This window comes from Nocardiopsis sp. FIRDI 009 (assembly GCF_003386285.1).
In the GTDB taxonomy this organism is placed as follows: Bacteria; Actinomycetota; Actinomycetes; order Streptosporangiales; family Streptosporangiaceae; genus Nocardiopsis.
Genome location: NZ_QPNC01000021.1, coordinates 47,051 through 59,338, shown reverse-complemented (window position 1 = coordinate 59,338; position 12,288 = coordinate 47,051). Strand labels below are relative to the sequence as shown.

Sequence of the window (12,288 nt, the reverse complement as noted above, 5' to 3'; positions counted from 1 at the left end):
CTCCGGGAGGCGGCTTACCTCAGGTCAGGGCGTCTCCGGAGCCTGATCTTCCGTTGGAGCTGGGTCCAACTTGGAAGATATGTGTAGGCTCGAGGCGTTGTGCTCCATGAGCCGCCATCCGTCCCGTCTGCGCTGGAGGACCGACCAGCAGCAGTTGCTGAGCGGGCCGAGCACCTCCCGCTGTTCGTCGGGGATCCCCAGCATCCTGGAGATCCCCACCCGGACGGCGGCTCCGTGGCTGACCACGACCAGCAGCCCTCCGGACGGAGTCCGCTCCAGCGCGCGGTCCACCGCCGCCGTCATCCGGTCCCCGACCTCGGAGATGTCCTCCCCGTCGGGGATGTCCATCACGGCGTGCTGGGCGGGCCAGCGCGCGGACAGCTCCGCCCCGGTCAGCCCCTCCCAGGACCCGCCGAAGCGTTCACGCAGCCGCTTGTCGTACTCGACCGGGACCCCGGACGCACGGCTGAGGTACCCGGCGGTGTCGGCGGCCCTCCGCAGGTCGGAGGCGACGATGACGTCGGGTTCCAGGGTCGCGAGCACGCGGCCCGCCCGTTCGGCCTGGGCGTGGCCGAGCCGGTCGAGTCCGATGTCGGTCTGCCCCTGGAAACGGTTCTCGACGTTCCAGGCCGTGCGTCCGTGCCGCCAGAACAGCACGCGGGGGGTGGTGTCGCTCACGTGTGGTGTCTCTTCCCGTTCGGCGGCTACTGCTCGTCCAGCGGGGTGCGCTCGGCTCCGCGCGCGTTCTCGGGAAGGCCGATCTCGGGGCAGTCCTTCCACAGGCGTTCGAGGCCGTAGTACCCGCGCTCCTCCTCGTGCTGGATGTGCACGACGATGTCCGCGTAGTCCAGCAGCACCCAGCGGCCGTCCCGCTCGCCCTCACGCCGCACCGGCTTGGCTCCGGCCTTGAGGCGGAGCTGGTCCTCGACCTCGTCGACGATCGCGCGGACCTGCCGGTCGTTGGGCGCCGAGCACAGCACGAAGGCGTCGGTGATGACGAGCTGGTCGCTGACGTCGTAGGCGATGATCTCCTGCGCGAGCTTGTCGGAGGCGGCCTCTGCGGCGACCCTGACCAGCTCCAGCGCCCTGTCGGTGGCTGTCACGTTGTGCTTGCTGCCTTTCAGCTCTCTCGGTAGAGCCCGGTCTTGTTGATGTAGCGGACGATGCCGTCGGGGACCAGGTACCAGATGGGTTCGCCCTTGCGGACCCGCTCCCGGCACTCGGTCGAGGAGATGGCCAGCGCGGGGACCTCCACCAGCGAGACCTTGCCCTCGGGCAGCCCGGAGTCACTGAGGTGGTGCCCGGGACGGTTACAGCCTACGAAATGCGCGAGCTCGAAGAGTTCGTCGACGTTGTGCCAGCTCAGAATGGCGCCGAGCGCGTCGGCCCCGGTGATGAAGTACAGCTCGACGTCGGAGCCGTAGGAGGCGCGCATCTCGCGCAGGGTGTCCAGGGTGTAGGTGGGTCCGGCGCGGTCGATCTCGATGCGATCGACCCGGAACTGGGGGTTCTCCGCGGTGGCGATCACCGTCATGAGGTAGCGGTCCTCGGAGGGGGTGACGCTGTCGGGGTCCTTCTGCCAGGGCTGGCCCGTGGGGACGAACACGACCTCGTCGAGGTCGAAGAGGTGGGCCACCTCACTGGCGGCGACGAGGTGCCCGTGGTGGATGGGGTCGAAGGTGCCACCCATGATGCCGACCTTGGTGGGGGTGGCTCCGGCCCGGGTGGACGCGCCGGTCGCTTCGTTGGCCACTGTGCGCTCCGTTTCGCCGTGGTCGTGGTCGTTGCCGGGATCGGCCAACCGAGAGTAGCCGACGGAGTGCACCACCGTCGGCGGTTGCTCCCGGTATATCCCTGGAACTGGGTCAACGAGCGGCGGTGCGGGTTCCTTCCCCTCCGTTCCCGAAGGATCGGTGAATCGCGTCATATCTCGATTGCCCGAAACCGTGGCCAACCGTCATCGCGACGCATAGCATGCCCGTATGGCGAACTCACCAGACCGCGTACGCGTCCGGCTCTCCGAGATCTCACCCCGTGCCTACGAGCACCCGGCCGACCGGGGCGCCCTGGTCGCGCTGCGTTCGCTGCGCGGGTTCGACGAGGTGTTCAAGCGCATGTCCGGGCTCTTCAACGAGCGGGCGCTGCGCCTGATGTTCCTGTCCAGCGCGGTGCGCGTGGGCCCCACCCAGTTCCCGCACGTGTACGACTACGTGCGCGACGCGGCCTACGTCCTGGACCTGGACGAGGTTCCCGAGCTCTACATCCAGATGAACCCCAAGCCCAACGCGATGGCGATCGGCAGCCAGAAGCCGTTCATCGTCATGACCACGGGCCTGTTCGACCTGCTCGACGCCGAGGAGCAGCGGTTCGTCATCGGCCACGAGGTCGGCCACATCCTCAGCGGCCACGCCGTCTACCGCACGATGCTGCTGGCCCTGATCCAGCTCGCCGCCCGCGTGGCGTGGATCCCGCTGGGCTACATCGGCCTGCGCGCCATCGTGTCCGCGCTGGAGGAGTGGTACCGCAAGTCCGAGCTGTCCTGCGACCGCGCGGGTGTCCTGGCCTGCCAGGATCCCGAGGCGGGCAAGCGCGCCCTGATGAAGATGGCGGGCGGCTCCACGCTGGCGGAGATGAACCCCGACGCCTTCCTGGAGCAGGCCCGCGAGTACGAGCGCGGCGGCGACGCGCGCGACAGCCTCCTCAAGCTGCTCAGCCTCAGCGGCCAGACCCACCCGTTCGCGGTGGTCCGTCTGGCCGAGCTGCACCGGTGGGTGGAGGACGGCTCCTACCAGCGCATCCTGGGCGGCGACTACCCGCGCCGCTCCTCCGACCGCGACGCCAGCGTCGGCCAGGAGGCCCGCAACGCCGCCAACCACTACAAGGAGGCGTGGGAGCGCTCGGAGGACCCGCTCCTGGGCACCCTGCGCGACGTCGCCGGGAGCGCGGCCAGCGCGGGCGGGAAGATCTTCGACACCGTCGCCGACCGTTGGCGGGGCGGATCCTCCCGGAACTCCTCCGGCTCGTCCTGAACCCCGGGCCGGGTCAGCCCCGGCCCAGGCGGTCGCGGACCGCGCCCCAGGCGGGGTGCGCGGGGTCGATGACCGCGAAGTGGTCGGCGTCGGCCACCTCCCGGTAGTCCACCGCGTCCCCGGCCGCGCGGGCCGCCGCCACGTAGTCGCGGCTGTGCCCCACCGGGACGCGGTCGTCCGCGGCGCCGTGCACGACCATCTGGGGCACCCCCACCGGAAGCCGGTGGCGGGGTGAGGTGGTCTCGTACAGCCCCGGGCCGGGGTCGGGGCCCAGGAACGGCCCGACCGCTCCCTCGCCCAGCCCCGCGTCGGCGCAGCGCCGCAGATCGGTGATCGGGGCGAGCGCCACCACCGCGGTGACCGGGGAGTCCGCGGCGGTGAGCAGGGCCAGGTGGCCGCCGGCCGAGTGGCCGATCGACACCACGCGGGAGGTGTCCAGCGCGCCGTCCTCGCGGCGCATGGTGTCGGCCAGCAGGTCCAGGGCGCGGGCGACGTCGTCACGGGTGTGCGGCCACCCTCCCCCGTCGGCCCCCGTGCGCCGGTACTCCACGTTCCACACGTCCCACCCGGCGGCGTTCAGGTCCCGGGCCAGCGGCTCCATGAGACCGGCGTCGTGCCGGTCGCGCCACCATCCGCCGTGCAGCAGCACCGCGACGGGCGCGGGCCGGTCGGCGCCGTCGGCGGGCGCCCACCGGCGGACGGTCTGGCTGGGGTGGTCCCCGTAGCTGTGGGTCGTCGGCACGGGTCTCTCCATCGTCGTGGACGGGTGTCATCGGCCGGGGCGCCAGCGCCGGTGGCGGGTGGCGTCGGCTCCCGGGGAACGTAGCAGGTCGAGTCGGGGGCGGGGGCCGTCGGTCCGGCCCGTGGGCGGTTTCCGGCTGCCCGCGCGGAAGGGGAGCGGCCAGGTCGCGCCGGGCCCCTCGTACCCCTGCTCCGCGGCCGCGTGCAGCGTCCAGTGCGGGTCGTACAGGTGGGGCCGCCCCAGCGCGCACAGGTCGGCGCGACCGGCCAGGATGGTGGAGTTGACGTCGTCGTGGGAGGAGATCGCCCCCACCGCGATGACCGGGGCCCCGGTCTCCCGGCGGATGCGTTCGGCGAAGGGCACCTGGTAGCTGCGGCCGTGCGCGGGCCGTTCGTCGGGGGTGACCTGGCCGGTGGAGACGTCGATGGCGTCGGCCCCGGCGTCGGCCAGGGCGCGGGCGACCGCCACGGCGTCGGCGGCGGTGGTGCCGCCCTCGACCCAGTCGGTGGCGGAGATCCGCACGGTGAGCGGTTTGTGGTCGGGCCAGGCGGCGCGCACGGCGGTGAGCACCTCCAGGGGGTAGCGCAGGCGGGCGGTCAGGTCGCCGCCGTAGGCGTCGGTGCGCCGGTTGGTGATCGGGGACAGGAAGCTGGACAGCAGGTACCCGTGGGCGCAGTGCAGTTCCAGCAGGTCGAACCCGGCCCGGTCGGCGGCGCGCGCGGCGGCGACGAACTCGTCGCGGATCGCGGCCATGGCGGCGGGGTCGAGTTCGCGCGGGACCTGGTTGACGCCCTCCCGGTAGGGGATCGGGGACGGCGCGACGACCGGCCAGTTGCCCTCCGCGAGCGGCTGGTCCATCCCCTCCCACATGAGCCGGGTGGAGCCCTTGCGTCCGGAGTGGCCGAGCTGGACGCCGACGCACGCCCCCGTGTGGGCGTGCACGAAGTCGGTGACGCGCCGCCAGGCGGTCTCGTGCTCGGGCCGGTACAGGCCGGTGCAGCCGGGGGTGATGCGCCCCTCCGCGGACACGCACACCATCTCCGTCATGACCAGTCCGGCGCCGCCGAGCGCCTTGCCGCCGAGGTGGACCAGGTGGAAGTCCTGCGGGGTGCCGTCCACGGCCGAGTACATGTCCATGGCCGAGACCACGACCCGGTTGGCCAGTTCCAGGGAGCCCAGGCGGAAGGGGTGGAACATGGGCGGGCGGGGCGTGGCGGCGCCGACGCGGTCGGCGAACCAGCGGTCGACCGCGGCGACGAACTCGGGGTCGCGCAGGCGCAGGTTGTCGTAGGTGACCCGACGGCTGCGGGTGAGCAGGTCGAAGGCGAACTGGACGGGTTCCTGTCCGACGTGGCGGCCGATGCCCTCGAACCACTCCATGCTGGCCTGGGCGGCGCGTTGGGTGCTGGCCACGACGGGCTGGCGTTCGGCCTCGTAGGCGGTCAGGGCCGAGGGGACGGTGGGGTTCTCGTGCAGACAGGCGGCCAGGGCCAGGGCGTCCTCCATCGCGAGTTTGGTGCCCGAGCCGATGGAGAAGTGGGCGGTGTGCGCCGCGTCGCCGAGGAGGACGATGTTGCCGTGGTGCCAGGAGCGGTTGCGCACGGTGGTGAAGTGCTGCCACCGGGAGTTGTTGGGCAGCAGGCGGTGGCCGTCGAGGACGTCGGCGAAGAGTGTCGAGCACCGGGCGATGCTCGCGGTGTCGCTGTGCCCGGGCCGGGGGTCGCAGCGCTCGGCGAGGTCGGCGAAACCGGCCGCCCGCCACACGTCCTCGTGGGTTTCCACCAGGAACGTGCTGGTGTCGGCGGAGTAGGGGTAGCAGTGCAGCTGCATGACGCCGTGCGGTGTCTCCAGGACATGGAACCGGAAGGCGTCGAAGACCCGGTCGGTGCCCAGCCACATGAACCGGTTGCGGCCGTGTTCCAGGGTGGTGCCGAAGGCGTCGGCGTACGCGGCGCGGGTGCGGCTGTGCGCCCCGTCGGCGGCCACCACCAGGTCGTGGGCGGCGGCCAGCGCGCCGGTGGGCGGGGCGGGGGCGCCGGTCAGCACGCGCACGCCGAGCTCGGTGCAGCGGTCGCGCAGGATCCGCAGGAGGGTCCGGCGGCCGATCGCGGAGAACCCGTGGCCGCCCGAGGTGACGACGGCCCCCCGGTGGTGGACGTCGATGTCGTCCCAGTGGGCCGACTCGGCGGTCAGGACCGCGTACACGTCGGGGTCGGCGTGTTCGATGCCGCCGAGGGTCTCGTCGGAGAGCACCACCCCGAAACCGTAGGTGGCGTCGGCCGGGTCGCGTTCGTACACGGTGATCTCGTGGTCGCCGTCCAGCCGTTTGGCCAGGGCGGCGAAGTAGAGCCCCGCGGGGCCCGCCCCGACACACGCGATGCGCATCCGGTCCGCCTTCCTGTCGGTGGTCGTCCGCCCCGGTCAGGGCGCCTGGCGCAGTCGGAACCGCTGGAGCTTGCCGGTGGCGGTCCGGGGCAGCGCCGGGAGGAACTCGACGGAGCGCGGGGTCTTGTACGGGGAGATGCGTGAGCGCACGTGCTCCCGGAGCCGTTCGGCCCGCCCCTCGTCGGGCGCGAGGCCGTCGCGCAGCACGACGTAGGCGCGCACGATCTGTCCCCGGCCGGGGTCGGCGACGCCCACGACCGCCGCCTCCTCCACGTCCGGGGAGGTGAGCAGGGCCTCCTCGACCTCGGCCGGGGCGACGTTGTACCCGGCGGTGACGATCATGTCGTCGCTGCGCGCCCGGTACCACAGGTAGCCGTCCGCGTCGCGGACGTAGGTGTCGCCGGTGAGGTTCCAGCCGTCGCGGACGTAGTCGCGCTGACGGTCGTCGTCGAGGTAGCGGCAGCCGACCGGCCCGCGCACGGCCAGGTGTCCGGGCCGCCCGTCGGGTACGGGTCGGCCGTCGTCGTCGAGCACGGCCGCCTCGAACCCGGGAACCGGCCGACCGGTGGAGCCGGGGCGCATGTGCTCGTCGGTGGAGGAGACGAAGATGTGCAGCATCTCGGTGGCGCCGATCCCGTCGAGCATGCGCAGCCCGGTGGCCTCGTGCCAGGCGTGCCAGGTGGCGGCGGGCAGGTGCTCTCCCGCCGAGACGCAGCGCCGCAGCCGTGACAGGTCGTGGCCGTCGAGCCGGGTGAGCATGGCGCGGTAGGCGGTGGGGGCGGTGAACAGGACCGTGACGCCGTGTTCGGCGACGGCCGCGAGCAGGGCCTCGGGGCGGGGCCGTTCCAGCAGGACCGAGGAGGCGCCCGCGCGCAGGGGGAAGATCAGCAGGCCGCCGAGGCCGAAGGTGAAGCCGAGCGGCGGGCTGCCGGTGAACACGTCGTCCGGGGTGGGCCGCAGCACGTGCGCGGCGTAGGTGTCGGCGACGGCGAGGACGTCGCGGTGGAAGTGGACGCAGCCCTTGGGGGCGCCGGTGGTCCCGGAGGTGTAGGCGATCATGCACGCGTCGTCGGCGGCCACGCGCACGGGGGTGAAACCGGACGGTCGGGCGGCGGCGAGCGCGGTGAGGTCCCCGGGGCCCGCTCCCCCGTAGGCGATCACGTGCGGGGTGCCCGCCATCTGGGCCGCGGCGGCGGACAGGTCGTCGAGGAAGCGGGCGTCGCACAGGGCGTGGGTGACGCGGGCGGAGCGCATGACGGTGGCGAGCTCATCGGCGCGCAGGACCGGCAGGACGGTGACGACCACTCCCCCGGCCCGCAGGACCCCCAACCAGCAGGCGGCCAGCCAGGGGGAGTTGGGACCGCGCAGCAGGACCCGCTGGCCCGGGACCAGGCCGGTCTCCTCCACCAGGACGCGCGCCACCCGGTCGGCCCGGTCGCGCAGGGCGCCGTAGGTGAGGGTCTCGTCCTCGCCGACCAGGCAGGGGCGGTCGGCCCCGTGGGCGGCGATGGTGCCGTCCAGGAGTTCCTCGGCGCAGTTGAGCCGGTCGGGGTAGCGCGGCGCGGGCGGGTCGAGGACGAGCTCGGGCCACTGCTCGGGCGGTGGGAGGTGGTCGCGGGTGAAGGTGTCGACGTGGCCGGTGGGTGACAGGGTCGGCGGCATGGGGACCTCCGCGGTCGAGACCTACGAGGCGGGCGGGGCGTCCGGGATCGGGGGCAGGTGGCGGGCGATGATCTGACGCTGGACCTCCGAGGCGCCCTCGTAGATGCGCGGCGCGCGGACCTCCCGGTACAGGCGTTCCAGGAGGTGGCCGCGGCGCAGTGCGCGCGCGCCGTGCAGCTGCACCGCGGTGTCCACCACGTACTGGGCGGTCTCGGTGGCCAGCAGTTTGGCCATGGCGGCCCTGAGGGTGACCTCGCCCCCGTCCGTGTCGTACTCCTCGGCCGCCGCGTAGACGAGGAGGCGGGCGGCCTCGACGCGGGTGGCCATCTCGGCGAGGGTGTGGGCGACGGTCTGGAGGCGGTCGAGCGGCGCTCCGAAGGCGTGGCGGTCGCGCGTGTGCGCACGGGCGGCGGTCAGCGCGGCGTCGGCCATCCCGACCGCGAACGCCCCGACGCTGGGGCGGAAGAGGTCGAGGGTGCGCATGGCGACGGAGAACCCCTCGTCCGGGCGGCCCACCACGTCGTCGGCTCCGACGGGGACGCCGTCCAGGACCAGGTGGCCCAGGGCGTGTTCGGAGAGCATCTCCAGCGGGGATCCGGTGAGGCCGGGGCGGTCGGCCGGGACGAGGAAGGCGGTGACGCCCCGGGCCCGGGCGCCGGGGGTGGTGCGGGCGAAGAGGGTGTAGAAGTCGGCGTCGGGGGCGTTGGAGATCCAGGTCTTCTCGCCGTGCAGGCGCCAGCCGTCGCCGTCCGGTTCGGCGCGCAGCGCGAGGGCGGCGGCGTCGGAGCCCGCGTCGGGTTCGGTGAGGGCGAAGGCGGCCACGGCCTCGCCCGCGGCGACGGCGGGGATCCAGCGGCGGCGCTGGGCGGGGGTGCCGGACTGCAGGACGGGGTAGGCGCCCAGCCCCTGGAGGGCGAGGGCGGTCTCGGCGTGGGTGTCCACGCGTGCCAGGCGTTCCCGGAGCAGGCACAGGCGGGTGGCGGGGGCCTCGCGGAGGGGACCGCCGTCCCTGGCGCCGGGGAACAGGGCGGGGAGCAGGCCCAGGTCGGCGAGGCGGCCGAGGAGCGGTCGGTCGACCCGGCCCGTCGGTTCCCCGCAGGGGGTGGCGGCGAGCTCCCCGGCACGCGCCCCCGCCCAGTCGGCGAAGGCGCGGTCAGCGTCGTTCAGGGCGAACCCCATGGGCGACCTCGACTCGGATAGTGATCCATCCCACTTCCTGAATGTACAGGAGTACAGACGATCGTCAAGAGATCGATATGAATCCTTGCGCTGACTGCCTCCCTCTGCTGGCTGAGAGCTGGTAATGGGAGGTCTGACGGGAGAAGCACTATCGTGTGGGCGTGACGGAGAACAGTGAACAGGCACACGTTTCCCCCGAAGGCGACGGTCGGACCAACCGGCGACCGCGCTCGCTGATCGTGTCGTTCTTCGGCACCTACGCCCGCGACCTCGGCGGATGGATCGGCGTGGCCGACCTCATCGCGCTCATGGCCGGTCTCGGTGTCGACGCGCCCTCCGTGCGCTCGGCGGTCTCCCGGCTCAAACGGCGCGGTCTGCTCGTCTCAGAGCGGATCGGCGGGGTGGCCGGATACCGCCTGTCCGAGGAGGGGCACCGTGTCCTGGCCGAGGGCGACCAGCGCATCTTCGGCCACCGGGTGGCCCGGATCGACGACGGGTGGGTGCTCGTGGTCTTCTCCGTGCCCGAGTCCGAACGCGGCCGCCGCCACGCCCTGCGCAGCGCGCTCACCCGACTCGGCTTCGGCACCACCACCGCCGGGGTGTGGATCGCCCCGGCGCACCTGACCGACCAGGCCCGCCGCGTCCTGCGCGACCTCGGCCTGGAGGGGTACGTGGAACTCTTCCACGCCGACCACCTCGGTTTCGGCGGCCCCGCCGAGGCCGTGGCGCGCTGGTGGGACCTGCCCGCGCTCCAGGAGATGTACCGGGGTTTCCTGGCCGAGCACGAACCGGTCCTGGAGGCGTGGCGGCGCCGCGGCGGCCGTGCGGGAGCGCCCGAACCGGGACCGGCGGCGTTCGCCGACCACCTGCGCGCGGTGGACGCCTGGCGGCGGATGCCCTACCTCGACCCCGGGCTGCCGCCGGAGCTGCTCCCGGACCCGTGGGCGGGCAGCAGGGCGGCGCGGGTCTTCTTCGACCTGCACTCCCTGCTGCGCGACCCGGGCCTGGAGCACGTCCGCGCCACCGTCAGGGGGTAGACCGTGCTTGTTCTGGGTGTTCTGGGCCTCCGCTTCGCTTCGGCCCGTGTCCGGGCGCCCGAAGGGCCGGGGGTGCTTCATCCTCGGCCACGCCCGCCCGTCGCCCTCCACCACCCTCAACCGACGCCTGCGGCGCGGTCATCCTTCCTCGCTCGTTCCTCGCTCGCGGCTTGCCTCGTCCCGCAGCACTCCGGCGGCGCCCGGACCCTCCGGGACGACCCCCACCCCGACCAGCTCCACCAGGGCGTCGGGGTCGAACAGTCCGGTCACGCCGAACAGGGCCATCGCCGGGTAGTGGCGGCCCAGCCGGCCCCGGTAGGCGCGGCCGATCTCCCGGGCGGCGGCCCGGTAGCCCGGCACGTCCGTGGTGTAGACGGCCAGGTTGACCAGGTGCCCGGGGGAACCCCCCGCGGCGCGCAGTGCGGTCAGGACGTTGGCCAGGGCGAGGTCGAACTGGGCGACCAGGCCCTCGGCGGCCACCCTCCCGTCGGGACCGGTGGCGATCTGCCCCGCCAGGTACACGGTCCGTCCCGGGGCCGGGACCACGGCGTGGGCGAACCCGGAGCCCGCCCCCAGCTCGGGCGGGTCGACCAGGGTGTGGGGTGTCGGGGGGGTGCGTGCGTCCGCCATCAGCGGCCCTTCCACTCGGGTGCGCGCCGACCGGTGAACGCCGCGTGGAACTCGGCGTAGTCGGCGCTCTTCATCAGCAGCGCCTGGGTCGTCGCCTCCAGTTCGACCGAACCCGACAGGTTCATGTCCAGTTCGCGGGAGAGCAGCGCCTTGGTCTGCGCGTGGGCGAACGCGGGGCCTTCGGCCAGCCGGGTGGCCAGCGCCGCGACCGACGCGTCCAGCGCGTCGTCGTCGACGAGCTCGCTGACCAGTCCGTAGCGGTCCGCCTCCTCGGCTCCGACGGTGTCGCCGAGCATGAGGAGCTTGGTGGCGTGGCCGAGGCCGACGACGCGCGGCAGCAGGTAGGCGGCGCCCATGTCCGCCCCGGCCAGACCGACCTTGGTGAACAGGAAGGCGAACCGGGCCGACCGGGCCACCACGCGGAAGTCGGCGGCCAGCGCCAGGACCGAACCGGCGCCCGCGGCCGTGCCGTGGACGGCCGCGATGACCGGAACCGGGCACTCGCGCATCGCCTTGACCACCTCGCCCGTCATCCGGGTGAAGGCGAGCAGGTCGTCGGGGTCCATCGCCAGGGTGCGCCCGATGATCTCGTGGACGTCCCCTCCCGAGCAGAACCCCCGGCCCCTGCCGCGCAGCACGAGGGCCCGGGTGTCGTCCCGGTGGGGCAGTTCGGTCAGCAGGTCGCGCAGGTCGGCGTAGACCTCGAAGGTGAGCGCGTTGAGCCGGTCGGGGCGGTCCAGGGTGACGGTGGTGACGCCGTCGGCGCGCCGGACGTCGAAGTGGTTCCAGTCCTCGGTCAGGGGGGCGGACGCGCGGAACGGACTCACGTGTGGGTTCCTCCTCCGTCGATGGTGAGGGACTGGCCGTTGACCGCGCGCGCCAGGGGGTTGGCGAAGTAGGACACGGCGGCGGCCACCTCCTCGGGTTCCAGGAGTCGGCCGAGGGGCGCGGCGGAGGCCAGCGCGGCCTCGGCGTGCTCCCGGTCGCGGCCGGTCCGCTCGACGATCCGCGCCACCGAGCGGTCGGTCATCGGGCCGCGGACGAAGGTGGGGCACACCGCGTTGCTGGTGACCCCGGTCCCGGCCACCTCGGCCGCCACGGCCCGGGCCAGCCCGATCATGGCGTGCTTGGAGGCGGTGTAGGCGGCCGTGTACCGGGTTCCGACCAGGGCGGCGGTGGAGGCGACGAACACGAGGCGGCCGTGGTCGCGTTCGAGCATGCCCGGCAGTAGGGCGCGGGTCATGAGGAAGGCCGAGGTGGCGTTGGTCCGCAGGTGGCTCTCCCACATGTCGAGCCCGGTGCGGCGCAGCGGGGCGGTCGCGGCCGTACCCGCGTTGTTGACCAGAACGTCGACGGGGCCGAGGGCGTCGGCGGTCGCGGCGACGGCGGCCTCGTCGGTCACGTCGCACACCCGCGTGGTGACGTCGAGTCCGTGCGCGCGGCTCTCGCGTTCCAGCGCCGCGAGCCGTCCGGAGTCCCGGCCCAGGGCGACCACCCCGTACCCCTCGGCGGCGAGCGCGCACACGACCGCCCGCCCGATACCGCCCGATCCACCGGTGACCACGACACGCCGCACGGAGTCAGCCATGAGGGGACTGTATCACTCAACTTTGACCATCGTCAG

The 12,288-nt window shown here is 73.4% G+C and carries 12 protein-coding genes; 2 read left to right on the top strand and 10 right to left on the bottom strand.

All coding sequences use genetic code 11. The features are described from left to right. Positions 1 to 24: 24 nt before the first annotated feature. Genes DVR05_RS18900 through nadD form a run of 3 tightly spaced genes read right to left on the bottom strand, consistent with a single transcriptional unit; the run spans position 25 to position 1,753 of the window. Positions 25 to 657: a histidine phosphatase family protein gene (locus DVR05_RS18900; protein WP_116247328.1), complete on the bottom strand. Its 633-nt coding sequence runs from the start codon at positions 655 to 657 to the stop codon at positions 25 to 27. Positions 658 to 704: 47 nt separating this feature from the next. Continuing rightward, positions 705 to 1,103 carry a ribosome silencing factor gene (gene rsfS, locus DVR05_RS18895; RefSeq protein WP_116247246.1) on the bottom strand — a complete coding sequence of 133 codons (399 nt, stop codon included), beginning with the start codon at positions 1,101 to 1,103 and terminating at the stop codon, positions 705 to 707. A 17-nt stretch (positions 1,104 to 1,120) separates the two neighbouring features. Beyond that, on the bottom strand, positions 1,121 to 1,753 hold the full coding sequence (nadD, locus tag DVR05_RS18890; protein ID WP_116247327.1) for a nicotinate-nucleotide adenylyltransferase: 633 nt from the start codon (positions 1,751 to 1,753) through the stop codon (positions 1,121 to 1,123). A gap of 229 nt (positions 1,754 to 1,982) precedes the next feature. On the opposite strand from nadD, the gene DVR05_RS18885 reads away from it, so the two are divergent. Further along, on the top strand, positions 1,983 to 3,029 hold the full coding sequence (locus DVR05_RS18885; protein ID WP_116247245.1) for a M48 family metallopeptidase: 1,047 nt from the start codon (positions 1,983 to 1,985) through the stop codon (positions 3,027 to 3,029). Between the two features lie 13 nt (positions 3,030 to 3,042). Here DVR05_RS18885 and DVR05_RS18880 read toward each other — a convergent pair whose 3' ends face one another. Genes DVR05_RS18880 through DVR05_RS18865 form a run of 4 tightly spaced genes read right to left on the bottom strand, consistent with a single transcriptional unit; the run spans position 3,043 to position 8,997 of the window. Next, positions 3,043 to 3,771, bottom strand: a complete 729-nt coding sequence (locus tag DVR05_RS18880) for a S9 family peptidase (protein WP_198659242.1) — start codon at positions 3,769 to 3,771, stop codon at positions 3,043 to 3,045. A 27-nt stretch (positions 3,772 to 3,798) separates the two neighbouring features. Then, on the bottom strand, positions 3,799 to 6,156 hold the full coding sequence (locus DVR05_RS18875; protein ID WP_116247243.1) for a bifunctional salicylyl-CoA 5-hydroxylase/oxidoreductase: 2,358 nt from the start codon (positions 6,154 to 6,156) through the stop codon (positions 3,799 to 3,801). Between the two features lie 36 nt (positions 6,157 to 6,192). Further along, the gene (locus tag DVR05_RS18870; RefSeq protein WP_116247242.1) at positions 6,193 to 7,818 is read right to left on the bottom strand and encodes a benzoate-CoA ligase family protein; all 1,626 of its coding nucleotides are present in this window, start codon (positions 7,816 to 7,818) and stop codon (positions 6,193 to 6,195) included. 21 nt (positions 7,819 to 7,839) lie between these two features. Then, positions 7,840 to 8,997, bottom strand: a complete 1,158-nt coding sequence (locus DVR05_RS18865) for an acyl-CoA dehydrogenase family protein (protein WP_116247241.1) — start codon at positions 8,995 to 8,997, stop codon at positions 7,840 to 7,842. A gap of 161 nt (positions 8,998 to 9,158) precedes the next feature. Between DVR05_RS18865 and DVR05_RS18860 the strand changes: the two genes are divergently transcribed. Then, positions 9,159 to 10,034 (top strand): PaaX family transcriptional regulator C-terminal domain-containing protein, encoded by an 876-nt coding sequence (locus tag DVR05_RS18860; RefSeq protein WP_232832218.1) that lies wholly within the window; start codon positions 9,159 to 9,161, stop codon positions 10,032 to 10,034. Between the two features lie 138 nt (positions 10,035 to 10,172). On the opposite strand, the gene DVR05_RS18855 is transcribed toward DVR05_RS18860, so the two are convergent. From DVR05_RS18855 to DVR05_RS18845, 3 genes are read right to left on the bottom strand one after another with little or no spacing between them, the layout of a single operon-like run. Beyond that, positions 10,173 to 10,664, bottom strand: a complete 492-nt coding sequence (locus tag DVR05_RS18855) for a RidA family protein (RefSeq protein WP_116247239.1) — start codon at positions 10,662 to 10,664, stop codon at positions 10,173 to 10,175. Continuing rightward, the gene (locus DVR05_RS18850) at positions 10,664 to 11,491 is read right to left on the bottom strand and encodes an enoyl-CoA hydratase family protein (RefSeq protein ID WP_116247238.1); all 828 of its coding nucleotides are present in this window, start codon (positions 11,489 to 11,491) and stop codon (positions 10,664 to 10,666) included. The genes DVR05_RS18855 and DVR05_RS18850 overlap by 1 nt, the downstream gene beginning before the upstream one ends. Beyond that, the gene (locus DVR05_RS18845) at positions 11,488 to 12,252 is read right to left on the bottom strand and encodes an SDR family NAD(P)-dependent oxidoreductase (RefSeq protein WP_116247237.1); all 765 of its coding nucleotides are present in this window, start codon (positions 12,250 to 12,252) and stop codon (positions 11,488 to 11,490) included. Before DVR05_RS18845 ends, DVR05_RS18850 begins: the two co-directional genes overlap by 4 nt. Positions 12,253 to 12,288: the final 36 nt, after the last annotated feature.